Below are 21009 nucleotides of genomic sequence, written 5' to 3' on the forward strand. Positions count from 1 at the left end.
CACCGTAGCCACAGATTTGATCATTTGTCTGGAATTCTGTGGATCTTGCCGGGTGCCGATGGAATCATGTGGCGGCGTTCGGCAAACCCGGACCCTCACCGCTGTCTCGGAAGAGGAGAACTCACGTGACGCCGCTGCAGGGCGAATCGACCGACCGGCTGGACTGGCTGATCGACGGGCTCGTCGAACGTGTGCCCCAGGTGACCAGGGCGGTGGTGCAGTCGGCGGACGGGCTCCTCATGGGGGCGTCCGCCGGCCTGAGCCGGGAGGACGCGGAGTACCTGTCCGCGCTGGCCGCCGGGCTGCAGAGCCTCGCGCAGGGCGCCCGAAGCCAGTTCGACGCGGGGGAGGTGCATCAAACGATCATCGAGATGCGCAACGCGTTCCTGTTCGTGACCGCTGCGGGCGAGGGCGCCTCGCTGACCGTGCTCAGCGACGCCGACGTCGACCCGGCGCAGATCAGCTACGAGATGACCCTCCTTGTCGGGCGGGTCGGCGAGCACCTCGCGTCTCACCCTCGGCACTGACCCGGCCACTGTGCGGAGACACGGGAGCCGCTGTGTCCCTTGAGGCACACTGAGGCGGCGTCGGCGCGATCAGCTCGATGGGGGTTGTGGACCGGCGGGTAGCATGGGCCGGTCGGGGGCTTCATCAGGGGGAATCGCGTCGGAAGGCGTCATGTCACAGTTGCCGGTCACCAAGATCCACGGGAGTCGTAACGACATCCTGGTCATCGAGGGCGCGCCCGAGGACCGCTTTCCGGGCGGGCGGCTCACCAGTGCGGTGGAGCGGCTGTGCGACCGGAGGCTGGGGCTCGGATCGGACGGCGTGTACTTCGTGGCCGACGACGGCGACGGGACGGGACGGGCCTGGTTCTTCAACCCGGACGGGTCCGCGGCGCTGCTCTGCGGCAACGGGATGCGCGGCGCGGGCAGGCTGCTGCTGGACCGCTACGACGCCGAGCAGATCGTCCTGCACACCGGCCCCTACGCGTTCACGGTGCGCGACGCGGGCCTGACGCCGCACGGCGTGCGGCAGACCGCGGTGGAGTTGCCGCCGGTCGACTTCTCTCCGGCCGACCCGATCGTCGCCGGCGTCCCGTCCCCGGTGATCGAGCAGGCCCTGGAGTCCTACCACGCGGCGCTGCCGGCGACCGCGGTGGCCGTGCCGAACTCGCACCTGGTCAGCGTCATCGACGCCTATGACGAAGGGGACCTGGTGAAGACCGGCCTGCGGGTGGCGGACACCCCGGAGGTCTTCCCGCTCGGCGCGAACGTCAGCTTCGTCCTGCCGCTGAACGCGGACTCGTCCGAGGTCTATGCGCAGACGTACGAGCGCGGCGCCGGGCTGACGCAGAGCTGCGGCTCCGGCGTCGCGGCGTCCCGCGCGGTGCTGTCGCGGCTCGGCCGGGTCGCGCCGGACGTGCCGGTGCGGGTGCGCAACCCGGGCGGCGTCGCGCGGTCGTGGCTGCAGGAGCGGGACGGCCGGTGGCAGCCGGTCCTGGAGGGCAACGCCACGATCGTCTACCGCGCCGAGTTCGACCCGGGCGACCTGGCCGGGGACGGGCCGCTCGCGTTCACGCGTGAGGACGACGACGCGGAGATCGCCGCGTTCGACGCCCTGTACCGCGAGCACCGCAAGGTCCTCGCCGCCGCCGGAGTGACCCCCACCGTCTGACCCACCGACCTCCCACCGGGATCGCGAGTTCTCTGTGTCCAGGCCCCGGCCCGCCGAAGCCGCCCTGTGGCAAGAACTCGTCGGCATGCTCACACCCCACCTGCACGTCCACTGAGACGGCCGGACGATCCGGATCTCGTCCGGGGGATGCTGAGAGACTGCGGGCATGGAGTTCTTCGTCTACCACCGCGACCGGCCCGATTCGATGGCATTGCGCTACGAGCTGCTGGAAGAGCACTGGTCCTACATGGACGGGTACGCGAAGGAGATGATCGCGCGCGGCCCGACCCTCACCGCCGACGGTGAGACGGCCACCGGCAGCGTGCACATCGTCGACCTGCCGGACGCGGCCGCCGCCCGCGCGTTCGCCTTCGAAGAGCCCGGCTACCAGGTCGGCGTGTACCGGGACGTGCTGGTGCGCCGGTGGCGCAACGCGCTGGGCCGCACCATGTGGGACTTCCCCGGTGGCCGGACCGGCGGCAGCCGCTTTCTGGTGCTCGGCCTCGGTTCGGGGGAGGCCGAGGACCTTGCCGTGCCGCCTGGCACGGACGAGCTGGTCGCGTACGGGCCGCTGCTGTCGGACGACGGCGCCACCTGGGTGGGGACGGCGGCACTGGTCCGCGCCCCGGACGCGGACACGGCACGCGCCGTCCTGACCTCTGACCGGTACGCCGCCGTCGAGGTCCACCCCTGGGAGTTCGGCGGACGCCGGTAACGGAACCCACCAACGGGTGCGGTGGATCTGAGGTTTATTCGCGGGCCTTGGACGTTTGGCGGGCGTAGCGTCCGGCGCATGGACCATCGAGTGCCCGATCAGGTGCTGGCCGCGGTTCTGGCTCGGCCGGACGCCTCACTCCTCGGTTGCCGGAGCGAGCCGATCATCGGGAGCAGCGGCGCGGCGACCGGCGCCGTCACCCGGCTGTCCGGCACCGCCAGGTGCGGTACCGAGGAACTGCCGTTCCGCCTGGTTCGCAAGGAGTTCCATCCGGTGAGCACCGGGGCGGCACGCCGCGCACGCCGATGATCCCCGCCACTGGGCGTACTGGCGGCGCGAGCCGCTCGCCTATGCCAGCGGCCTGCTGCCCGCCGGACCCGGCCTGGCCGCGCCGCACTGCTACGGGGTCGTCGACGACGTGGCCTATCTGGCCGATGTCGACGGTGCGGCCGAGTCGCCTCACCGTGCGGCGCATCGGCTCGGCGCCTGGCAGGCGGCCGCCGCCGTTCCGGACGTGCCCTGGCTCGCCGGACACCAGCTCGCCCAGCGGATAGCGGTCAGCGACCTCGACTGGTCGGCCGTCGACGCCGATCCGCGCATTGCCCGGCTATGGCAACGACGCGGCGAACTGCTCGACGAACTGGCCCGGACGCCGCATGTTCTGACGCACGGCGACTTCTCCGCCGGAAACCTGATCCGGTCAGCGGACACCACGACCGTCGTGCTCGACTGGGCCACGCTCGGCACCGGTCCCGTCGGCGCCGACCTCGCCAGTCTGGCGCTGAGCACATTTGCAGAACTGCTGAAGGACTATCTGACGGGACTGGGAGACCGGTTCCACGGGATGGACGTCGAGACCGGCTACCGAGCGACCCTCGCGCTGACCGGCGCCGGCCGAGTGCACTGGATGCTGTCGCGCGACATGCGACTGCCCGACGGATACGAAGAGTTCATCCTCTCCCAGGCACCGTGACCTCCGCCGCCATCGCTTGACCGGCGTGCGGCGGCGCGGGCGGGGGAGCCGGTGGGCAGCGGTGACCCCAGGTAGGGAGCACGCATGTGCCGATGGCTTGGTCGGCCGAGGCCAGTCGCGGTCTACGGCTCCGCTGGTCGCCTACCCCGGTGGTTTCATCAGCCAGTACACCGCGGTGCACACGCGGGTGCCCAAGGCGGGTCAGTAGGCCAGGACGGGGTCAGCGTGCCTCGTCGCCAGGACGCGGTCGGGTGATGACGGCGATGCCCTGGTCGAGGTCGATCCGGGTGGTCGGCGGCGCGCCGTCGCTCTCGTCGTGGCGGAGCACCAGCTGGATCTGGCGGTGGGCGAGTTCGGTGCGTTTACTGCCTTGAAAGATCGCAGTGAACTCCTCGAAACCGGTCGCCGACAGCGGGGTGCCCGAGCGGCGGCGTAGCCAGGGCAGCAGTCCGCGGCCGGTGAAGCGTTTCCAGGCCAGTTCCATGCCGGCCAGGGTCAGAAGTACACCGGCCAGGACGGGCAGGGCCGCTGCGTATGCCGCCATCGTTCAGGCCTCCTGGGCAGTGGGGGTCAGGTAGCGATGCAGGGAGGTCTTGGGGATCCTGGTCTTGGCGGCGACGACGCCAAGGGAGTCGACCTGAGCCCTCAAGAGGCGGGCGTACTCGATCTTGTCTTCAGAGTATGCGACGGGACGGCCGATCCGGCGGCCGGCGGTTGATGGGCAGAGGGCCGCCCGGCCTTTCTGAAAGGGCGTGCTCGGGCCGGGATGGCCAGCGGACATGGCGCTCACGGGCGGCGGCGGGAGGGGCCCTGAGCAGGCATCGACAGCACGCCTGCTGGTGGGTAGGGGCGATCGCGGGTAGGGGGCACGCATGTGCCGATGGCTTGCCTACAGCGGTTCGCCGATCCTTCTCGACGAACTCCTCTTCCAACCGGAGCATTCGCTGATCGAGCAGAGCCGCTTTGCCCGGCTGGGAGCCGAGACCACCAACGGCGACGGGCACGGTCTGGGCCTGTATGGAGACGGCAGCGACGTCCCTCCCACGGTGATCCGGAGCGTCGTACCGGCGTGGAGCGACCTGAACCTGCGCGAGCTCGCCGGCCACTTCCGATCGCGACTGTTCTTCGCGCACATTCGCGCCTCCACCGGATCAGCGGTGCAGCAGACCAACTGCCACCCCTTCCGCCACGGCCGGTGGCTGTGGATGCACAACGGGGCGATCGCCGACTTCGACCGCCTCAAACGCGATCTTGTATTCGCCGTCGACCCGGAGCTCTACCCGGCGATCCAGGGCTCGACGGATTCGGAGGTCATGTTCTTCCTCGCGCTCACCTTCGGGCTTCGCGAGGACCCGCCGGCGGCGGTGGAGCGGATGGTCGGTCTGGTCGAGGCGACCGGGCGGGAGCACGGCGTCGAGCACCCGGTCCAGATGACCATCGCGACGTCTGACGGTGAGCGGTTGTGGTCCTTCCGGTACTCCAGCGAGAAAAGGTCGCGGTCCCTGTTCTACAGCACCGAGGCACGCAGCCTCCGGCAGCTGCATCCGGAGAGCTTCGCCCGGGAGCGGCTGTCGGACAACGCGCGGCTCGTCGTTTCCGAGCCGCTGCGAGACCTGCCCGGCGTCTGGAACGAGGTGCCCGAATCGACGTACATCGTGATCGAGAACGGGATGCACGAGGTACACCCGTTCCAACCCACACCGCCCGCCTAGCGGGACAGCCCGTTCTGGGATCGGCTTGCGCTGCTTGCCGTCTTCTGAACGGTCGAAGGTGGCACCTGCTTTCAGCGCAGGCGGCCGACCAAACCACACGAACGGTGTCCGGGCGCAGCTCGGGCACCCACTCAAAGAACAGGAGTACCACCATGCGAAATCTCGCTCGCACCGCCGTCGGCACCATCCTCGGAGCCGTCGTCGGCGTGCTCATCGGGTTCGCCATGTACGGCCTCGTACACGCGAGCGCTCCCCTCGCGATCACCAACGGTGTTCTGGGGGGCATCCTCTGCGGCCTCACTGCCTTCTTCAGCAGCGGTGGCGACCGCCGTTCCCTCACCGGAAGGGCCACGAAGAGCACCTTCGGTCTCGCGATCATCATCGCGATCTCGCCCTTGCTCGGCGACGTCCCGCGGGTGATCGTCATCCTCCACGGCTGCGCCTTAGTCTTCGGCGTCTCCCTGGGCGGCATCATCGGCGCCGCCAAGGGCCTCGCCAAGGACTGACCCATCCGACGGATCCATCCGACGGATCCATCTGCAGGAGCCCCCGCCCGGGCTCCTGTTTGTTTTTGCCAGGTCGACGGCCGACCAGAAATGCCACGAAGGACGCCCCTTTTCAGGGAGCTTGCCATCAGGGAGCGAGGTCGTCCCGCACTCTCCACGCGCTCCATGGTGTCGGCTCGGCGGCCGTCCGGGGCGCGCCCGTGAAGAAGATTCCGCGTTCCGGCTTACAAGAGGGTGACCGCCGATACGTGTCTGGAAGGCCAGATATGACAGGGAACCACCCATGACACCCTCGACGCGCGCCGTGCGCGCGCCGAAAGGGTCTTGGCATGAGCCCGACCGATTCGCCGAGATCTACGACGAGTACTTTCCCCAGATCTACCGGTACGTGGCGGCTCGGCTCGGCCGCGACGACGCCGCCGATATCGCCGCTGAGACGTTCCTGGCCGCGTACCGCTACCGGGACCGGTTCGACCCGGCGCGTGGCGCCCTGCGGCCCTGGCTGTACGGCATCGCCACCAACCTGGTCGGCCAGCACCGGCGCACCGAGAACCGCCGCATGGCGGCGATCGCGCGTCTCGGCACGGGGGCCGCGGCCGCCGGGCACGAGGAACGGGTCGTGGAACGCCTCACCGCCGAGGACATGCGCCCTCGGCTGGCGGCGGCCGTAGCAGCGCTGACAGAGGGCGATCGGGACGTGCTGCTGCTCGTCGCGGTCGGCGGCCTCGGCTACGAGGAGGCCGCGGCGGCGCTGGAGATTCCCGGGGGAACGGTCGGATCGCGGATGAGCCGGGCTCGAAGGAAGCTGCGGGAGGCACTGGGCCGGATCGATCACACGGATGAGGAGGAGTCCCATGGATGAGCTGACGATGGTCGCGGAGACGTTCGACGAGGGAGGCCCGTCGGCCCTGGAGACCGGTGAGGGGCGGCGCCGGCTGGAGGAGCTGATGCGGCCGGCCGTTCCAGAGCCGCGCAAGCGGCCGTGGCGGCTGCGGTTCGGGCTCGGGCTGGGTTTGGCCGCAGCCGCCACCGCCGCCGTGGTCGCGACCGCATCCCTCGGAGACGGGGGCGCGAACCCGGTGCTGCCCAAGGAGCAGGCGGCGGAGCAGCACCTTCAGGCGCGGACGTTCCTGCTGGCCGCCGCGACGAAGCTGGAGGCCGGGACGTCACCGAAGGCGGGCCGCTTCTGGCGGCAGCGCACGCTCCGGGGGCAGGCGTGGCACGTCGTCTCCGAGGACGGGGGCTACGTGATCTACACGGAAGTGGAGAGCGACGCCTGGCAGCCGGGCACCGGACCCGGCCGCGGCCACTTCGCCGAGAAGGCCAATCCGGCGGGGCCGCGGACGCCCGAGGACATGGCGGCGTGGCGCAAGGCCGGGTCCCCGACGCGCTGGCGGGCCGAAGCCGACGGTGACCGCCTCGACCTGACCAGGGACGGCAAGCCGCTGGAGCCGCACCGACCCGGCTACGTCCTGGATCCGAGCACCGATCCGCCGAGCGTGGAATCTCGGATCGCCTCCGGTGCGGACCCGGCCGCGTTCGTCGCGCTGGTGCGCCGGGACGCCGGTTTTGTGGACGGCAGCGCCAACGAGCTGATGACCGGGGCCCGCTACATCGGCGACAAGCTGGCAGCGCCGAAGTCGCGCGCAGCGGTGCTGCGGATGCTGGCCGGGCTGTCCGGGATCCGGTCCGTCGGGACGGTCCAGAACGCGTGCGGCCGTACGGGCGTGGGCCTGGCCGGGCCGTGGGTCGAACGGGCCGACGGGTCGGTCGTGGAGTACCAGCTCGTCCTGGATCCGAACACCAACGACGTGCTCGGCGACCAGATGGTCCTCAAGAAGGCGGGCAAGACCGGGATGCGGGCAGGCCTCCGCTTCGACTACACCTGCACGCTCAGCGAGGGCTGGACGAACGAGACGCCTCCCCGCGATTGAAGAGGGGATGCTACCGGCCCGTCTGAACCCGGTCCGGCCAGGGGTTCCCAGGTTTGACCAGGATGTCGAAGTACGACGGGGCGCAGCCTGGATCGCCGGTACGCAAAGCCTTCACGTCGTAGCCCTCGTGAAGATCCATGAACTCCCACCACCCGGTCCCGACGACCTGGGGGTCCGTGTATGCCGACGGAGGCGGCGGAGAACTCGGACTCCCGTTATTCCAGCCGCGGATTCTCACGCAGTACCCTGGCCCGACGTAGAAGCCGGCAGTCCCCGGCCTGTACCCCGACCAGCTCCCGCCCGGGATGATGTCATCGTAACCGGGGGCGTGTTTGTAATAGCCGTCCCAGAACTGGATGGCACCGATGCCGACCGTTCCTGTGTTGTGAACGTAATTGTGATACGCCGCTTGCGCTGATGCGGAGGGTGTCAGGCTGGTCAGGAGCGCGGCGGTCAGGGCAGTCACACAGGCCCATTTCACGGTCTTCATTTTTTCCCTTGTGCAGCGGTCAGGGAGCAAGCAGCACCAGGGAATACCTCGGCGGCTTCAGATCGGCTTCAGATCGGCTTCACCGCTGGCCGGATCCGGTTGGCGTGGTACGGCGCCGTGTTCTCGTCCTCGCCGAGATGAAGGCCAATCTGGGAAAGCAGGCTAGATAGGCACGCTTCCGCTTCCCCTGCTGGCTCGGGAGCCGAGCCGCCCAGCTTGCCGGTACCCCGCCGGTCCGGACGGTCAAGTACGCAGTGCAGGCGCAACGAAAAGGGAGTCGAAAATGCGGCAGCGTACTCTGACTGCTCCGGCCCTGGCTCGGCTTGAGGGTGACGTAGGCGACGCCTCCGTCACCGTCCAGCGAGGCTGGGAGTACCACAACATCACGGTAGTCATCACCGGAACCGCCGAGCAGGCGGCGACGGTGGAGACCGCCGAACTCATCCCCGACGGCGACCATGTGGTCCTGACGGTGCCTTCGGCGCGACCGGCGCCTCCGGCGCCTCCGGCGCGACCGCATGGTCTGCGGGCCAGGCTTCGCCGCCTCCTTGGCGGTGAGCCCCACCAGGGCCAGGGGAACAGCCAGGTCCTGAGGGGGGTGACCGCCGGGGGCAACGTTGTCCAGAGCATGGGCCGCGATGCCGATGGGCGGTCCCGCCCGGCGAGCCAGGTCATGAAGAACGTGCGCACCAAGGGCGCCATCGTCCAGCGCATGGGCGCCGAAGGTGACGCTACCGTGAGCCCGGAAGGGACCACCATGAGCGCGCCCGGTGACACCTCTGGACTGCAGGTCGTCATCTCGGTGCCGCACGACACCGAGATCGACCTCAACACCAGTGACGGTCACATCAGGTCCGAGTGACCGTGATTGAATCGAGGGCCCGGTGACCGCCGGGCCCTCAGCTGTTTGTGGGTCCTCGTGCAAGAACTGCAGGATCAGGGGCGGTTGACCTGGTCCTTAGAGGAGCCGGACGTGTGGACGTAGGCGTTGACGACGGCTTCCAGTTCCGCGGGGTCGATCACGTCCTCCAGGCGGGACAAGCCCTCGGGGGCGCGGCGTTCGACCTCGTCGATCACGTTCTCCGGTCCGCCCTGGCGGTTGCGGAGGACCACCTCGCCGGTAACCGGCAGGCGATCGCGCTGGTAGGCCCGGAGCGCCTCGGCGGGATCGGCGTGGCGCTCCAGGTGGGTGCTGAGGTCACTGGCGTCCAGAATGGCCTGCCCGGCGCCGTTCGACCCCAAGGGGTACATCGGGTGGGCGGCGTCGCCCAGGAGGGTCACGCGCCCCCGCGTCCAGTAGGGCAGTGGGTCGCGGTCGCACATCGGGAACTCGAAGCACTCTTGGGTGGCCCTGATGAGCGCGGCGTGGTCGACGAGTGAGGTGCGGCAACGGGTGACGTGTTCGGCCAGTGAGGACGTGGCGACGCGGCGGGACCAGTCCTGGCGCTGGGGCGGCGGGTCTCCGAGCCGTCCGGTCAGTGCGGAGATCGCCGAGTTGGTCCAGCGCGCGGGATCGAGCCGATCACCGTGCTCGTGGAGCCCAATGGTGGTCAACTCGCCGAGCTGTCAAAGCCGGCGGCCGCGGGCGAGCTCACCACCCGGGTCGCGGAGCGGCTGCCACTAGAAGACGCGGCACAGGCCCACCGACGGCTCGCCGCCGGTGGCGTGCGCGGCATGCTGGTACTAATCCCTGACCGTCAGAGTCCCGCCCGCACCACTTCAACGATGGGCGTCGGCTCAGGCGTTCTCAATGGCGGCAGCCTGGAGGGCCGTGCGCAGGGCCTCGCGCCGCAGCATCAGGACTTCCCCGTCCGGGTCCTTGCTGTCCCGCACCGCCACCACATCAGCGAGCCCAGCCAACTCAACGCAGTTGCCGCCGTTCTCGCCGCTCTGGCTCGACTTACGCCAGGTCACGTTGTTCGGCAGACTTGCCAGCTCAACGCAATTGCCGCCGTTGGGCGTCGTGTAGCTGCTCTTGCGCCACTGGGTGTTGCTCGGGTCCATGTCCATTGGATGCCCATGGCGCGCGGAATCCATGTGGCGCGTGGCGGTATGAGCCGGACAGCGGTGAGGACATTTGGCTGCCGAAATGGAAGGCCCCCCGACCCTCGGTGGTGAGGGTTGGAGGGCTCAGGGGGTCGGTCGGTGGGGCTCAGGCGTTCGTGGAGGCGGCTGCCTGGACGGCCGTGCGCAGGGCTTCGCGGGTCAAGAGCAGGACCGGCCCGTCCGGGTCCTTGCTGTCCCGCACCGCCACCATCATGGGGAGTCTTGCCAGCTCAACGCAGTTGCCGCCGTTGGAGCCGCTGTAGCTGCTCTTACGCCACTTGGCTTCCGTCAGGTCCATTTCTCCTGGACCACCTTTCTAATCAATTCACACGACATTTGTTGCGTGAGTGCCCGCGAACGGAGATCCGCCAAGGTTCGATCCAGAGTTGCCAGGTCAGTGGGGTCATCTGTCGTGATGCCGCGTACGCCCGTCTCGACATAAGCGATCTCGCTGCGGTCATCCATCGTCGCGACTACGAACGCACCCATGTTGCCGTCGTGCTCGCCACTTCCCAACACTACTTGAACCGTGACGTTGGGCAACATACTCATCTCTATGAGGTGCTCAAGCTGCTCCCTCATCGTCTCGGCCGTGCCCACCAGGCGGTTGAGTACCTGCTCATCGATCAAGAACGTGACGGTCGGTGCGGCAGCTCCACTAGTCCTGGTGAGGATGGCCTGGCGGCTGATTCGGGCGTCGGCAGCCTCCTGGTTGCCGCGAAGGATCGCCAACGCGTAGGCCGGAGTCTGAGCGAGGCCAGGAATCACTGAATGTTCCCAGCAGACCATGATCATCGCGTCCGCTTCGATCTGGGGCCAGTCGAACCAGATCGGAACAGGATGGCCATCTTTGTTCAGGTCCCCCCAAAGGCTGATAAGTGCGCCGTCCCCCTCCAGGTAGTCGTCGACGATCTCCACGAACGATCGCGTAGCCCGCTTCTTTCCGTTCTCGATCTTGCTTACCTGCGGCCCGCTGACCTGCGTGATGTGGGCGATCGTCTCCTGCTTGATGCCCTTGGCCTCTCGCATCCGACGCATCTGTCGGCCGAAGGCAATGAGGGCGGGGGACTCGCTGGGGCGACGAGAACGACGCGGGGGCATGGCGCTGGATCCTCTCTTGGAATCTGCCAACCTAGACAGTGATCTTCCGCTGTCTGCCACCTCAAAGCGGCAACCAAATACTACGGCGAAAAGTGGCTCAATGTGTGGTGAACGAAACGCACAGTGAGGGAGACGGTTGTGGGCGAGGCGGTGCACGGGGAGATGGTGGTCAAGCGGGACCTCAAGGCCGTGGCGGAGGTGCGGCGGTTCGTGCGGCTCGTGATGGGCGGCTGGGACGTGGACGACTTCGTCCCGTGCCTGATCGCCAGTGAACTGGTCACCAATGCCATCCGGTACGCGACCACGGCGGACGACGAGGTGATCTTCCGCATCGGACGGACGGGCGACGGCGCGGTCTGGGTGGAGGTGCAGGACTCCGTGTGCGACATGCCGCGCATCCAGAGCGCCGACGTCAATGATGAGTCGGGCCGTGGCCTGTTCGTGGTCGAGCGGTTCACCCGCTGCTGGGGCGCCCGGCCGCTGGCCGGCGACGTCGGCAAGGTCGTCTTCGCGGTCCTCGACTCTTGACATCCCCCCTCGGTGAACGAGGAGGATTCCAACAGCGACCGTCTACCCCGTGAGGGGCAGGTCGTGTTGGGGTTCACGGTTCGCAGGCCCGCCCAGCGGCGGGGCCTCCCCGTGCAGCGACCGCATGCCCTGCGGCCGTATCACGAACATTGCAAGCCGCGGTTCACATCGGCGTTGACCTCGAACCCGCAGACCACGCACGAGAAGACCGCTTGACTCTCACGGCTCTCCCCGGCGACATGCCCGCAGGCGCTACAGGTCCGCGACGTGTACCGCGGATCAACCTTCACCACCCGTCCGGGCGCCTTGTGCTCCAGCCGCCGGACCAGGCCGCCCCACCCGTTGGCCAGGATGCCCCGGTTCAGCCCGGCCTTCTGCCGAACGTTACGGCCCGGCACCTCCACCGAACCGCGCGCAGACCGGGTCATTCCCGCGATGTTGAGGTCCTCGACGCCGATCACGTCGAACCGGCGAGCCAGATCGGTGGAGGTCTTCTCGATCCAGTCCTTGCGCCGGTCGGTCTCACGGGCCTTCAGCCGGGCGATCGCGGCCTTGACCCTGGCCCGCCGCTTCGAGCCGCGCTGGGCACGGGCAAGTCTGCGCAGCAGCCGCGCCGGCCGAACCCGTTCGCTCTCCTGCAGGCCGGGCGCATTAAGCAGGTCGCCGGTCGACAACGCGGCACTGACCGCCACGCCCCGATCCACCCCCACGGCCTTGCCCGTACCGGGTGCGGGGATGGGGTCGGGGATCGCGGCGAACGCCACATGCCAGCGCCCGGCCCGATCCAGGGTGACACGGTAGGACTTGGCGCCGTCGGGGACGGGCCGGGACCAGCGGAACCTCACCCACCCCACCTTCGGCACCTTCACCTGACCCACCCGACGGGACACGCGCCGCACGTCGCCGGGTTTGACCGCCACGATCCGGAACCCCTCATGCCGTCCGGCCTTGCGCCAGGTCGGGCGCCGGTGGGTACCGGCGAAGAAATTGCCCATGGCTTGGTGGAAGTCCTTGAGCGCCTGTTGCTGCACCGTCACCGACCCCGCCCGCAACCAAGCATGCTCAGCCCGCGCCTGGGTGAGCTGGCGGCACTGCTCGGCGAACCTGGGCGCCGGCCCGCGGTCTGGCCGCCAGCAGGCGTGCTGCTCCACCGCCGGGTTCCAGACGAACCGGGCGTGCCCGCAATGCTGCAGCAGCGCCTGTTCTTGCACGGGGGTCGGCTGCAGACGGTAGCGGGTCATGCCCGGAAAGCTACCGGCCGCCGCCGACAAAACCCGGACCGACAAACCCGGGAGAACATCGTGCGGCACCGTGCCGCGTTTCCTCCCCGCGCGGAAGGACGGGGCCTCCACGCTGAAGGCAAAAGGTGAAGGGAACGAGCGGAGGGGCGGCCCGGTGACCGTCCCTCCGCTGGCTCGCTCACCTCGTGATGGCGTCCATGGACGTGTGCTGCGTTGCCGGGGGCGGTGTGGTGCGGCGGCGGGCGGGCCACCAGAAGCGGGGGCCCGCGTCCAGGGCCAGGGCGGGGACGATCACGGAGCGGACGAAGAAGGTGTCCAAGAGAACTCCGAGGGAGACGAGGACGCCGATCTGCACCATCATCGTGATCGGCATGACGCCCAGAACGCCGAACGTGGCGGCCAGGACGAGCCCGGCGCTGGAGATGACGCCGCCGGTGACGCCCAGGCCCCGCAGGACGCCGGTGCGGTGGTCGGAGCGTTCTGCCTCTTCGCGGATGCGGGAGACGAGGAACAGGTTGTAGTCCACGCCCAGCGCGACCATGAACAGGAAGCCCATGAGGGCGACCTGGATGTCCAGGGCGGGGAAGCCGAACGCGTACCGGAACAGCAGCCAGGCTCCGCCCAGGGCGGCGAAGTACGACGCGACGACCGTGGCGATCACCAGGAGCGGGGCGATCAGTGCGCGGAGCAGGGCGACCAGGATGAGCAGCACGACTCCCAGGACCAGCGGGATCACCACGCGCCGGTCGTGGGACTGGGCGTCGGCGAGATCGATCTCGCCGGCGGTGCTCGCTCCGAACAACGCGTCCGGGACGGTCTCGCGTAGTTCGCGGACGGTCTCCTTCGCCGCCGCGCTGTCGGGCGGCGAGGTGAGGACGACGTCGAACCTGGTCAGGCGGCCGTCCGATGAAGGCTGGGGCGTTCCCACGCGGGCCACGCCGGGGGACTTCCGGAGCGCGGCGGTCACGGCGGCCGGCTTGTCAGTGATCACCTGGAGCGGACGACCCTGGCCGCCAGGGTAGTGCTCGGCCAGCAGCCGTTCGCCGATCGTCGAACTGGGCGTGCTGGTGAGGAAGTGGGCGCGGTCCAAGCCCGTGTCGATGCCGAGGCAGGCGGAGGCTAGCGCGGCCAGTACGACCAGGCCGCCCACCCACACGAGGCGGGGGCGCGCGGCGATGCGGTGGCCGATGCGGTCCCAGGCGCCGCGCGCGGACGGGGTGCCGCCGTAGTGGGGGATGCGCGGCCAGAACACCCGGCGGCCGAAGATCACCAGGAGGGCGGGCAGCAGCGACATGACCACCACCAGGCCGCCGAGGACGCCGATCGCGCCGATCGGGCCGAGCGCGTAGTTGAAGCCCATGTGGGCGGCGAGCAGGCAGAGCAGGCCGAGCGAGACCGTCGCGGCGGACGCGGCGATGGGGGCGGCGGCGCGGCGCGGCGCGGCCCTCATCGCGTCGTGCCGGTCGCGGTGGCGGCGGAGTTCCTCCCCGGTAGCGGGCGAGGAGGAGCAGCGCGTAGTCGGTCGAGATGCCGAAGACGAGCGCGTCCAGGATGGTGGAGGTGCCGTCCGCCACGTAGAGGCCGGCGTGCTCGCCGAGGAGGTAGACGACGGCGCCCGTCACCTGGAGCGCGATCGCCGCGTTCACGATCGGCAGCAGCCACAGGACCGGGCTGCGGTACGTGAACAGGAGGACGGCCGCGACCAGGAGGACCGTGGCGATCAGGACGGGCTTGCCGACCTTCTTGAACGCGTCGCCCACGTCCAGCGCGGAACCGGCCGAGCCCGTCAGCCGGACGTCCAGGCCCGGTGGCGTGTTCGCCGCGGACTGCTCGCGCAGCCTTTCGGCGTTGTCGCCGAGCGTGTCGTCGTCCCGGAGCGGGACGTTCAGCATGAGGGCATTGCCGTCGGGGGACGGGGCGGGCGGCGCGATCGTCCCGGCCGCGACCGGGGCGAGGGCGCGGCGGTCGGCCTCGGCCTTCGCGCGGTCGGCGGCCGTGATGCCGGTGTCACGGACGTAGGCGATGATGCCCGGTGCCAGTTCGCCGCCTGGGAAACGGGACGTCAGCTCGTCGACCTCGGTCGACTGGGCGCCGCGCGGAAGCTCCGCCGAGGAGTTGGCCTGCACGACGTCCGGCAGCCGGCTCGCGAGCGGGACGGCCACGGCGGTGACCGCGACCCAGAACAGCAGGACCGCCCATTTGAGCAGGCGTCGTTTGCGTGAGAGCAGCATGAGGTGCTCTCCTTTCCGTGGGGGTTCGCGTTGCGTGGAAACACGCCGTTCGGCGTGGTGATGCGGGCTTCCGCCCGCCCGGGCCGGCGAGGGGCAACTCGGCGGCCCGGGCTTCAGACCTCCGGGAACGCCAGGAATCTGGCGTGCAGGGTCCGCGCGTCCGGCGGCGGGTCGTCGTCGTCGCGTTTGTAGCGGTAGAGGAGTGCGATGTACTCCTCGAAGAAGGGACGCAGCTGGTCCGGCGTCAGCGTGACCGTGCCGAACGAGAAGAGCAGGGCGTCCGCCCAGGGGCCCATCCCGTCGCGTTCCCGCTGGTAGCGCGCGAGCATCTCCAGTTCGTTCGCGAACTCCAGCCGGGTCACCTCCTCCACCGCCTCGCGCATCTTCGGCGACTGCTCGCGGTACGGGGGAAGCCGCCGGTCGCCGGGCACGGCCCGCCACCAGCGCTCCCGCCCGCGCGCGAGCTCCGGGACCTCCTCCACGAACCCGTGCCTGGCGAGCTGCCGCAGGTGGTAGCTCGTCGAGCCGGTGCTCTCGCCAAGCTCGCGGGCCAGGGTGGTGGACGAGACGGGCCCGCGCCGCATGATCTCGGCGATCCGCTGCCGCAGGGGGTGCGCCAGCAGCCGCACCTGCTGCGGGTCGGTGATCACCTCCGGGTCCGGTTGTTCCTTCATGGACGGGACGCTAGAAGTTGCAAAGGGCCTTTGCAACGCTTCTTGGCAAAGTTCACCGGAGAGAATGAGGGGCCGCGACCTGAGAGGTAAGCGGTGGGTCCCCCGCTGGTCCCGGCGCCACGAGCGCCGCGCCGGGGTGCGCGTCCTTGGCTGACGAACGCGGGTGTGGTCAACTTAAATCGCTGGTGAGGGTGAGAGGGAGCCGAATGCAGCATCAGGTGGAGGAAGTGCCGCCCGGGGCGTCGCTCGCCGAGAAGGTCGAGTGGCTGATCCGGAACCTGTGGCCGGCGGAGGCTGGGCCGCCGCGCAACAACGTGGACACGGCCGCCGCCATCGCCCGCGCCACCGGGGAGGACATCTCGTCCACCACCGTATGGAAGCTGCGCACCGGACGGCAGGAGAACCCGCAGCTCAAGACGCTGACGGCGCTCGCCACGTTCTTCGGCGTGCCGATCGGCTACTTCGGCTTCTCCAGCGAGTCCGACCCGATCGGCGACGACCTGACGCTGAAGGCGCTGCGCCGGGACGTCGAGCACGGCATCATCCGGCCCGAGGTCCTGCGCGCCCTCGTCGACCTTTCGCCCGAGGCCCGCTGGGTCGTGGACGAGATGATCCTCGCCGCCGCCGAGGCCGACCGGGAACGCCACGCCTAGCGGCCGATGTTTCGCGGGCGGGCCGATCAGGTAGGGGGCGACTAGCAGGTCACCCGTACCCCGGAGGGGCAATGCCGCCGCACGTCGTCGTCCTCTCGGTTCTAGGGCTGGTGGCGGCCGTGGTGGCGGGGGTCTACGCCGTGTCCTACGCGGCCGCGCCACGGGGGTTCGTGAGCGGGCCGTTCCTTTCGGGCGCGCGGCCGGCCGAGCACGCGCTGTCGCGGTACCACGCCCGCTGGTACGCGGTGTCGATGGTCTTCCTGGCCTTCGACATGGAGATGGTCTTCATGTATCCGTGGGCGCTCGTCGTCGCGTCGATCGGCGTCAAGGCGGTCGTGGAGATGTTCGCCTTCCTCGCGCTGCTGCTGGTCGGCGTCCTCTACGCGTGGCGGGAGGGGGCGCTGCGGTGGGCCTGAGCCGGTTCGCGTCCCCGCGCCCGTTCGTCGTCACGGCGGCGGACGGGACGCGGGACCGGCTCGCGGTCGAACGGACGCTGCGGACCCGGGGATGGCGTCCCGCCTTGTCGCCCGCCGAGACGGGGCTGCTCGTGGTGTGCGGGAGCCCGGCCCCCGCGCTGGCCGAGGCCATCGAGGTGGTGTGGCGGGACATGCCGGAGCCCCGCATGCGCGCGTCGGCGTCCGACCTGGAGGGGGTCGCCGGCGGTTCGCGGGGCCCCCTGGAAATGGACGCCGGGATGGCCGGACGGGCGGACGACCGGGACGGGCTGCGGCTCGATGTCCTGCATGTACCGCTCGGGCCCGTCCTGCCGTACTGGCCCGCCGGGCTGCGCGTCGATCTGACGTTGCAGGGGGACGTCGTCCAGGCCGCCGAGGCCACAGCCGTCGACACGGGCGACGGGACGTTCTGGACGGACGAGCGGCAGGCAGCTGCTCGCCTCGACAGCGTGTCGAGGCTGCTGAGCGTCGCAGGATGGGAGGCCGCGGCAGAGCGCGCGGCCGTCCTGCGGGACGATGCGTTGAGCGGTGCGCCCGGCGATGTGCCGGCGCGGCGGTTCGCGGCGTTCGCACGGACGGTCGGGCGGTCGCGGGCCTTGCGATGGATGACGCGGGGCGTCGGTGGTGTGCAGGAGCGGCTGGACGAGTGGCTGCGGGAGATAGCCGAGTCGCTGGAGGGGCGGGTCCATCGTCCGCGTGCTCCCTGGGGCGAGGTGCTGGAGCGGCTGCCGTCGCGGCTCGAAGGAGCCGGGTTGGCACAGGCCCGGTTGATCGTGGCGAGTCTCGACCCGGATCTCGGGGCGGGCGCCGATGGCTGAGGTCCTGGTGCTGGGAGTGCTGGCGGTGGCGGCGGCCGCGCTGAGCGGCGCGCTCGCGGGCCGCCCGGCCGAGCCGTTCCAGGAGGTCGCGCGGCTGCTGACGATGCAGCGGCGGGTCACGGCCAGGTCCGATGTGCTGCTGACCCGGATCGGGGTCGTCTCGCTGCCGGTGGCGGCCGCCCTCGCGGCCCTGGTGGTGCCGTTCGGTGAGCGTGCGGCGGTCGCGACGAGGGTCGGCGTCGTCTGGTTCAACGCCATGGAGGTCGTGGCCTGGGGGTCGGTGTGGCTGGCCGGCTGGGGCGTCAACTCGGCGTTCGGGCTGGTCGGCGGATATCGGTTCATCGCGCAGGGGCTGGCCTACGAGCTGCCGCACATGTTCGCGCTCATCACCGCCGCGCTGGCCGCGCACTCGCTGGACCTGAGGGTGATCGGCGGTGCGCAGGACGGACTCTGGTTCGCTGTGTGGATGCCGGTCGCGTTCGCCGTGTACCTGCTCTCGGCGGCGGCGATGGCGTTCTGGGGGCCGTTCGACCACCCGGTGGGCGGTGATGTGGCCGGGGGCATCCTGGCCGAGCTGTCCGGGCCCGACCGGCTCGTCTTCCTCGCGGGACGGTACGGGCTGCTGACGGTGGCCTCCGCGGTCGCCGTCCCGCTGTTCCTCGGGGGCGGAGCGGGGCCGCTGCTGCCGGGGTGGGCGTGGTCTCTGGTGAAGACGTGCGCCGTCCTCGCCCTGCTGGTGTGGACGCGGCGGCGCGTCCCGGTGCTGCGCATGGACCGCGCCATGACCGTGGCGTGGACGGTCCTCATCCCGGCCTCGGTGCTGCAGATGCTCGTCGTCGCGATCGTCGTGGTGTGAGGAGGAGAGTCGTGGAGGCCGTCGCGTTCTGGGTGCTCGCCGTCGCCGCGGTCGGGTCCGGCATCGCCGTGTTCGTCGTGGACTCGATGGCGCGGGCGACGTTCGCGCTGCTGGCGTCGTTCCTGTGCACCGGGGCCGAGCTGCTGCTGATCGACCTGCACTACCTCGGCGTGCTGGTCGTGCTCATGATGATCATGGAGATGCTGGTGATGGCCGTCTTCATGATCATGTACATGATGAACCCGGGCGGGCTCATGCCGATGACGATGACGCACAACGCGCGAGGCGCGCTCGCCATATCGGGGGCCGCGTTCGCGGCACTGGCGGCCGGGATCTTCGCGGTTCCGTGGCCGGAGCGGGCGGGGCGTCCGCCGCGCGATCCGACCGTCGCGCTCGGCGAGTCGATCATGGGGCCGAAGATGCCGGTCATGATGGTGATCGGCGTCGCCATCCTGGCCACCATGATCGCGACCGTGGTGCTGGCCACGCATCGGGGGCGGTACGACCGTGACGCTTGAGACGTTCCTGCTCCTGGCCGCCGCGCTGTTCTGCGTCGGGCTGTTCGGGGCGCTGTCGCAGCAGTCGATCGTGATGCTGATCATGGGTCTCGAACTCATGGTCAACGGCGTGCTGGTCGCCGGAGCCGGGTTCTGGTACTGGGTGTCGCCCGGCACGGCGGACGGGCAGGTCCTCGTGCTCGTCGCGATCACGGTGATGGCGCTGGAGATGGCGATGGGGTTCGCCGTCGTCACCGCGCTGTTCCGGGCGCGCGACGTGGACATGACCGATGACGCCGGGGACCTGCGCGGATGACAGTACTTCCAGGGTGGGCGGGCGGGCCGGCGGTGGACGGGCTGTCCGCCGTGCTCCTCGTGACCCTGGGCGTCGTCCTGGTGGCCGTCCTCGCGTACGCGGCGGGGGAGGGGTTCGGTGCCCGGTTCCACCTGCTGATGCTGCTGTTCGCGGCGGCCATGGCGGTCACGGTGACCGCGACCGATCTGCTGCTGTTGCTGATGGGCTGGGAGGTCATGGGCGCGACGTCGTACGCGCTCATCGGCTACCTGTGGCCGGACGCGGACCGGGTGCGGTCGGCGAACGTCGCCTTCCTGACCACTCGGGCCGCCGACATGGGCCTCTACGCGGCGGCCGGATTCGCGGTCGCCGGAGCGCATTCGCTGCGGCTCGACGACCTCGCCGGCGCCGTCGCTCCCTGGCGGGACCTCGTCGCGGCGGGAGTGGTGGTCGCCGCGCTCGGGAAGTCGGCACAGCTGCCCTTCTCGTTCTGGCTGTCACGGGCCATGGCGGGACCCAGCCCGGTGTCCGCGCTCCTGCATTCGGCCACCATGGTCGCCGCCGGCGCGTACCTGCTGATGCGTCTGCATCCGCTGCTGGCCGCGACCGGATGGGCCGACACGCTCGTGAGCTGGACGGGTGCGCTCACCGCGCTGGTCCTGGGCGCCGTCGCGGTGGCCCAGCGCGACCTCAAACAGCTTCTCGCCGCGTCCACGTGCGCGCAGATCGGTTTCATGGTGCTGGCGGCGGGCGTCGGTTCCGTGGCAGGCGGGGCGGCCCAGCTCGTCGCGCATGCGGCGGTGAAGAGCCTGCTCTTTCTGTGCGCCGGCGTGTGGGCCCGGCGCGATCGGCTGGTCGGCGTCGTGTTCGGCGTGGGGGCGCTTGCGCTGGCCGGCGTCCCGCCCCTCTCGCTGTGGGTCACCAAGGACGAGGTACTGGGCGGCGCCTCCGAGCGGTCGGCCGGACTGCTCGCGGTGGGGCTCGCGGCGTCCGTGCTGTCGGCCGTGTACGCCGCCAAGGCCTTGGTGGGTTTGTTCCGCCCCGCCGAGGGCTCCGAACTGCGGTTCTTGGAGCGGGCTCCCTTGCTGGTGCTCGCGCTCCCGGCGGGCTCGCTCGGGGCACTCGGGATTCCGGCGGTGGCGGACGGCTGGCGGCGGATTCTGGACGTCCCGGGCGAGGGCGGCCCCGACGTGCGGGTGGCCGTGCTTTCCGGCGCGCTCGCGGTGATCACGACGGGTGCGGTCGTGGCCGTCCGGCGGTTTCCGGAGCCCGCGTGGGCCGTGGACTGGCTGTATCTGGAGCGGGCCGTCTCGGTCACGGTGGTCCGTCCCGCGTTGGCGGCCGCGCGGGTCCTTGCCCGCTTCGACGATCGCGTTGTCGACGGTGCGGTGCGCGGCGTCGCGCGCGGCGGACGGTCGCTCGCCGGGCTCGCCGGGCGTCGCGTCGAGTTCCGGGTGGACGGGCTGGTCGGCGCGGTCGGACAGGCCGCGCGGGGTCTGGCCGCGCTGGCGAGGCGTCCGCAGACCGGGCAGGTCCACATGTACTACGCCCAGGCCGCGGTCGTGCTCGCGGTGCTCGTCGCCGTCGCCCTCCTGGCCGGGTGAGCC

27 protein-coding genes and 3 pseudogenes are annotated in these 21009 nt (G+C 70.2%); 19 read left to right on the forward strand and 11 right to left on the reverse strand.

Annotation, left to right across the window (positions count from 1 at the left end):
* Positions 1 to 125: 125 nt before the first annotated feature.
* The 5 genes from ACQPXG_RS13055 (at position 126) to ACQPXG_RS13075 (ending at position 3365) form a co-directional block, all read left to right on the forward strand.
* The gene (locus ACQPXG_RS13055; RefSeq protein ID WP_433467926.1) at positions 126 to 527 is read left to right on the forward strand and encodes a roadblock/LC7 domain-containing protein; all 402 of its coding nucleotides are present in this window, start codon (positions 126 to 128) and stop codon (positions 525 to 527) included.
* A gap of 151 nt (positions 528 to 678) precedes the next feature.
* Positions 679 to 1677 carry a diaminopimelate epimerase gene (dapF, locus tag ACQPXG_RS13060; RefSeq protein WP_433467927.1) on the forward strand — a complete coding sequence of 333 codons (999 nt, stop codon included), beginning with the start codon at positions 679 to 681 and terminating at the stop codon, positions 1675 to 1677.
* A gap of 166 nt (positions 1678 to 1843) precedes the next feature.
* Positions 1844 to 2392 carry a YciI family protein gene (locus ACQPXG_RS13065; RefSeq protein ID WP_433467928.1) on the forward strand — a complete coding sequence of 183 codons (549 nt, stop codon included), beginning with the start codon at positions 1844 to 1846 and terminating at the stop codon, positions 2390 to 2392.
* Positions 2393 to 2470: 78 nt separating this feature from the next.
* A complete protein-coding gene (locus ACQPXG_RS13070; RefSeq protein ID WP_433467929.1) occupies positions 2471 to 2701 on the forward strand; it encodes a hypothetical protein in 231 nt (76 codons plus the stop codon).
* 109 nt (positions 2702 to 2810) lie between these two features.
* Entirely contained in the window at positions 2811 to 3365 is a 555-nt protein-coding gene (locus tag ACQPXG_RS13075; RefSeq protein WP_433467930.1) for a phosphotransferase, read from the forward strand.
* 220 nt (positions 3366 to 3585) lie between these two features.
* Here the strand turns inward: ACQPXG_RS13075 and ACQPXG_RS13080 are convergent, their stop codons facing one another.
* On the reverse strand, positions 3586 to 3909 hold the full coding sequence (locus ACQPXG_RS13080; RefSeq protein ID WP_433467931.1) for a DUF6191 domain-containing protein: 324 nt from the start codon (positions 3907 to 3909) through the stop codon (positions 3586 to 3588).
* Positions 3910 to 4237: 328 nt separating this feature from the next.
* On the opposite strand from ACQPXG_RS13080, the gene ACQPXG_RS13085 reads away from it, so the two are divergent.
* The 4 genes from ACQPXG_RS13085 (at position 4238) to ACQPXG_RS13100 (ending at position 7517) form a co-directional block, all read left to right on the forward strand.
* Positions 4238 to 5077, forward strand: a complete 840-nt coding sequence (locus ACQPXG_RS13085; protein WP_433467932.1) for a class II glutamine amidotransferase — start codon at positions 4238 to 4240, stop codon at positions 5075 to 5077.
* A gap of 152 nt (positions 5078 to 5229) precedes the next feature.
* A complete protein-coding gene (locus ACQPXG_RS13090; RefSeq protein WP_433467933.1) occupies positions 5230 to 5583 on the forward strand; it encodes a hypothetical protein in 354 nt (117 codons plus the stop codon).
* A 283-nt stretch (positions 5584 to 5866) separates the two neighbouring features.
* Complete coding sequence (locus tag ACQPXG_RS13095) at positions 5867 to 6445, forward strand: RNA polymerase sigma factor (RefSeq protein WP_433467934.1); 579 nt, start codon at positions 5867 to 5869, stop codon at positions 6443 to 6445.
* A complete protein-coding gene (locus ACQPXG_RS13100) occupies positions 6438 to 7517 on the forward strand; it encodes a hypothetical protein (RefSeq protein ID WP_433467935.1) in 1080 nt (359 codons plus the stop codon). The genes ACQPXG_RS13095 and ACQPXG_RS13100 overlap by 8 nt, the downstream gene beginning before the upstream one ends.
* Positions 7518 to 7527: 10 nt before the next feature.
* Here ACQPXG_RS13100 and ACQPXG_RS13105 read toward each other — a convergent pair whose 3' ends face one another.
* Positions 7528 to 8007 carry a hypothetical protein gene (locus tag ACQPXG_RS13105; protein ID WP_433467936.1) on the reverse strand — a complete coding sequence of 160 codons (480 nt, stop codon included), beginning with the start codon at positions 8005 to 8007 and terminating at the stop codon, positions 7528 to 7530.
* Positions 8008 to 8290: 283 nt separating this feature from the next.
* On the opposite strand from ACQPXG_RS13105, the gene ACQPXG_RS13110 reads away from it, so the two are divergent.
* On the forward strand, positions 8291 to 8869 hold the full coding sequence (locus tag ACQPXG_RS13110) for a hypothetical protein (RefSeq protein ID WP_433467937.1): 579 nt from the start codon (positions 8291 to 8293) through the stop codon (positions 8867 to 8869).
* A 74-nt stretch (positions 8870 to 8943) separates the two neighbouring features.
* On the opposite strand, the gene ACQPXG_RS13115 is transcribed toward ACQPXG_RS13110, so the two are convergent.
* The gene (locus ACQPXG_RS13115; RefSeq protein ID WP_433467938.1) at positions 8944 to 9561 is read right to left on the reverse strand and encodes an FAD-dependent monooxygenase; all 618 of its coding nucleotides are present in this window, start codon (positions 9559 to 9561) and stop codon (positions 8944 to 8946) included.
* On the opposite strand from ACQPXG_RS13115, the pseudogene ACQPXG_RS13120 reads away from it, so the two are divergent.
* A pseudogene (locus ACQPXG_RS13120) lies at positions 9541 to 9633 on the forward strand (hypothetical protein); the annotation flags it as partial. The gene ACQPXG_RS13115 and the pseudogene ACQPXG_RS13120 sit on opposite strands and share 21 nt — an antisense overlap.
* 111 nt (positions 9634 to 9744) lie before the next feature.
* Here ACQPXG_RS13120 and ACQPXG_RS13125 read toward each other — a convergent pair.
* The 3 genes from ACQPXG_RS13125 to ACQPXG_RS13135 all read right to left on the reverse strand — a co-directional run bounded on the left by ACQPXG_RS13125 (position 9745) and on the right by ACQPXG_RS13135 (position 11154).
* Positions 9745 to 10011 (reverse strand): DUF397 domain-containing protein, encoded by a 267-nt coding sequence (locus tag ACQPXG_RS13125; protein WP_433467939.1) that lies wholly within the window; start codon positions 10009 to 10011, stop codon positions 9745 to 9747.
* Positions 10012 to 10159: 148 nt separating this feature from the next.
* Positions 10160 to 10351: a DUF397 domain-containing protein gene (locus tag ACQPXG_RS13130; RefSeq protein ID WP_433467940.1), complete on the reverse strand. Its 192-nt coding sequence runs from the start codon at positions 10349 to 10351 to the stop codon at positions 10160 to 10162.
* The gene (locus ACQPXG_RS13135) at positions 10342 to 11154 is read right to left on the reverse strand and encodes a helix-turn-helix domain-containing protein (protein WP_433467941.1); all 813 of its coding nucleotides are present in this window, start codon (positions 11152 to 11154) and stop codon (positions 10342 to 10344) included. Before ACQPXG_RS13135 ends, ACQPXG_RS13130 begins: the two co-directional genes overlap by 10 nt.
* Positions 11155 to 11277: 123 nt before the next feature.
* On the opposite strand from ACQPXG_RS13135, the gene ACQPXG_RS13140 reads away from it, so the two are divergent.
* The gene (locus tag ACQPXG_RS13140; protein ID WP_433467942.1) at positions 11278 to 11682 is read left to right on the forward strand and encodes an ATP-binding protein; all 405 of its coding nucleotides are present in this window, start codon (positions 11278 to 11280) and stop codon (positions 11680 to 11682) included.
* Positions 11683 to 11822: 140 nt separating this feature from the next.
* Here the strand turns inward: ACQPXG_RS13140 and ACQPXG_RS13145 are convergent, their stop codons facing one another.
* The 5 genes and pseudogenes from ACQPXG_RS13145 to ACQPXG_RS13165 form a co-directional block, all read right to left on the reverse strand.
* Complete coding sequence (locus tag ACQPXG_RS13145) at positions 11823 to 12923, reverse strand: RNA-guided endonuclease InsQ/TnpB family protein (protein WP_433467943.1); 1101 nt, start codon at positions 12921 to 12923, stop codon at positions 11823 to 11825.
* A gap of 178 nt (positions 12924 to 13101) precedes the next feature.
* Entirely contained in the window at positions 13102 to 14079 is a 978-nt protein-coding gene (locus tag ACQPXG_RS13150; RefSeq protein WP_433467944.1) for an MMPL family transporter, read from the reverse strand.
* A 12-nt stretch (positions 14080 to 14091) separates the two neighbouring features.
* Positions 14092 to 14397, reverse strand: a pseudogene (locus ACQPXG_RS13155) (MMPL family transporter); the annotation flags it as partial.
* A 73-nt stretch (positions 14398 to 14470) separates the two neighbouring features.
* Positions 14471 to 15154 (reverse strand): annotated as a pseudogene (locus ACQPXG_RS13160) (MMPL family transporter); the annotation flags it as partial.
* Positions 15155 to 15267: 113 nt separating this feature from the next.
* Positions 15268 to 15828, reverse strand: a complete 561-nt coding sequence (locus tag ACQPXG_RS13165; protein ID WP_433467945.1) for an ArsR/SmtB family transcription factor — start codon at positions 15826 to 15828, stop codon at positions 15268 to 15270.
* Positions 15829 to 16034: 206 nt separating this feature from the next.
* Between ACQPXG_RS13165 and ACQPXG_RS13170 the strand changes: the two genes are divergently transcribed.
* From ACQPXG_RS13170 to ACQPXG_RS13200, 7 genes are all read left to right on the forward strand, one after another.
* Positions 16035 to 16481, forward strand: coding sequence for a helix-turn-helix domain-containing protein (locus ACQPXG_RS13170; protein ID WP_433467946.1), 447 nt, complete (start codon positions 16035 to 16037; stop codon positions 16479 to 16481).
* Between the two features lie 71 nt (positions 16482 to 16552).
* Complete coding sequence (locus ACQPXG_RS13175; RefSeq protein WP_433467947.1) at positions 16553 to 16897, forward strand: NADH-quinone oxidoreductase subunit A; 345 nt, start codon at positions 16553 to 16555, stop codon at positions 16895 to 16897.
* The gene (locus ACQPXG_RS13180) at positions 16888 to 17754 is read left to right on the forward strand and encodes a hypothetical protein (protein ID WP_433467948.1); all 867 of its coding nucleotides are present in this window, start codon (positions 16888 to 16890) and stop codon (positions 17752 to 17754) included. Before ACQPXG_RS13175 ends, ACQPXG_RS13180 begins: the two co-directional genes overlap by 10 nt.
* Positions 17747 to 18610 carry an NADH-quinone oxidoreductase subunit H gene (locus tag ACQPXG_RS13185; protein WP_433467949.1) on the forward strand — a complete coding sequence of 288 codons (864 nt, stop codon included), beginning with the start codon at positions 17747 to 17749 and terminating at the stop codon, positions 18608 to 18610. The genes ACQPXG_RS13180 and ACQPXG_RS13185 overlap by 8 nt, the downstream gene beginning before the upstream one ends.
* Positions 18611 to 18621: 11 nt before the next feature.
* The gene (locus ACQPXG_RS13190) at positions 18622 to 19128 is read left to right on the forward strand and encodes an NADH-quinone oxidoreductase subunit J family protein (RefSeq protein WP_433467950.1); all 507 of its coding nucleotides are present in this window, start codon (positions 18622 to 18624) and stop codon (positions 19126 to 19128) included.
* On the forward strand, positions 19118 to 19423 hold the full coding sequence (gene nuoK, locus ACQPXG_RS13195; protein ID WP_433467951.1) for an NADH-quinone oxidoreductase subunit NuoK: 306 nt from the start codon (positions 19118 to 19120) through the stop codon (positions 19421 to 19423). The genes ACQPXG_RS13190 and nuoK overlap by 11 nt, the downstream gene beginning before the upstream one ends.
* Complete coding sequence (locus ACQPXG_RS13200) at positions 19420 to 21006, forward strand: NADH-quinone oxidoreductase subunit 5 family protein (protein ID WP_433467952.1); 1587 nt, start codon at positions 19420 to 19422, stop codon at positions 21004 to 21006. Before nuoK ends, ACQPXG_RS13200 begins: the two co-directional genes overlap by 4 nt.
* Positions 21007 to 21009: the final 3 nt, after the last annotated feature.

The sequence above is a fragment of the Spirillospora sp. CA-128828 genome (assembly GCF_050945415.1).
Classification (GTDB): Bacteria; Actinomycetota; Actinomycetes; order Streptosporangiales; family Streptosporangiaceae; genus Spirillospora.

Excerpts from the sequence above, each read along its gene's own strand:
- ACQPXG_RS13165 (WP_433467945.1), bottom strand. The coding sequence starts at position 15,828 with ATGAAGGAACAACCGGACCCGGAGGTGATCACCGACCCGCAGCAGGTG.
- ACQPXG_RS13175 (WP_433467947.1), top strand. The coding sequence starts at position 16,553 with ATGCCGCCGCACGTCGTCGTCCTCTCGGTTCTAGGGCTGGTGGCGGCC.
- ACQPXG_RS13065 (WP_433467928.1), top strand. The coding sequence starts at position 1,844 with ATGGAGTTCTTCGTCTACCACCGCGACCGGCCCGATTCGATGGCATTG.
- ACQPXG_RS13095 (WP_433467934.1), top strand. The coding sequence starts at position 5,867 with ATGACACCCTCGACGCGCGCCGTGCGCGCGCCGAAAGGGTCTTGGCAT.
- ACQPXG_RS13145 (WP_433467943.1), bottom strand. The coding sequence starts at position 12,923 with ATGACCCGCTACCGTCTGCAGCCGACCCCCGTGCAAGAACAGGCGCTG.
- ACQPXG_RS13100 (WP_433467935.1), top strand. The coding sequence starts at position 6,438 with ATGGATGAGCTGACGATGGTCGCGGAGACGTTCGACGAGGGAGGCCCG.
- ACQPXG_RS13200 (WP_433467952.1), top strand. The coding sequence starts at position 19,420 with ATGACAGTACTTCCAGGGTGGGCGGGCGGGCCGGCGGTGGACGGGCTG.
- ACQPXG_RS13070 (WP_433467929.1), top strand. The coding sequence starts at position 2,471 with ATGGACCATCGAGTGCCCGATCAGGTGCTGGCCGCGGTTCTGGCTCGG.
- dapF (WP_433467927.1), top strand. The coding sequence starts at position 679 with ATGTCACAGTTGCCGGTCACCAAGATCCACGGGAGTCGTAACGACATC.
- ACQPXG_RS13105 (WP_433467936.1), bottom strand. The coding sequence starts at position 8,007 with ATGAAGACCGTGAAATGGGCCTGTGTGACTGCCCTGACCGCCGCGCTC.
- ACQPXG_RS13130 (WP_433467940.1), bottom strand. The coding sequence starts at position 10,351 with ATGGACCTGACGGAAGCCAAGTGGCGTAAGAGCAGCTACAGCGGCTCC.
- ACQPXG_RS13080 (WP_433467931.1), bottom strand. The coding sequence starts at position 3,909 with ATGGCGGCATACGCAGCGGCCCTGCCCGTCCTGGCCGGTGTACTTCTG.
- ACQPXG_RS13125 (WP_433467939.1), bottom strand. The coding sequence starts at position 10,011 with ATGGACCCGAGCAACACCCAGTGGCGCAAGAGCAGCTACACGACGCCC.
- ACQPXG_RS13170 (WP_433467946.1), top strand. The coding sequence starts at position 16,035 with ATGCAGCATCAGGTGGAGGAAGTGCCGCCCGGGGCGTCGCTCGCCGAG.
- ACQPXG_RS13185 (WP_433467949.1), top strand. The coding sequence starts at position 17,747 with ATGGCTGAGGTCCTGGTGCTGGGAGTGCTGGCGGTGGCGGCGGCCGCG.
- ACQPXG_RS13110 (WP_433467937.1), top strand. The coding sequence starts at position 8,291 with ATGCGGCAGCGTACTCTGACTGCTCCGGCCCTGGCTCGGCTTGAGGGT.
- ACQPXG_RS13135 (WP_433467941.1), bottom strand. The coding sequence starts at position 11,154 with ATGCCCCCGCGTCGTTCTCGTCGCCCCAGCGAGTCCCCCGCCCTCATT.
- ACQPXG_RS13085 (WP_433467932.1), top strand. The coding sequence starts at position 4,238 with ATGTGCCGATGGCTTGCCTACAGCGGTTCGCCGATCCTTCTCGACGAA.
- ACQPXG_RS13090 (WP_433467933.1), top strand. The coding sequence starts at position 5,230 with ATGCGAAATCTCGCTCGCACCGCCGTCGGCACCATCCTCGGAGCCGTC.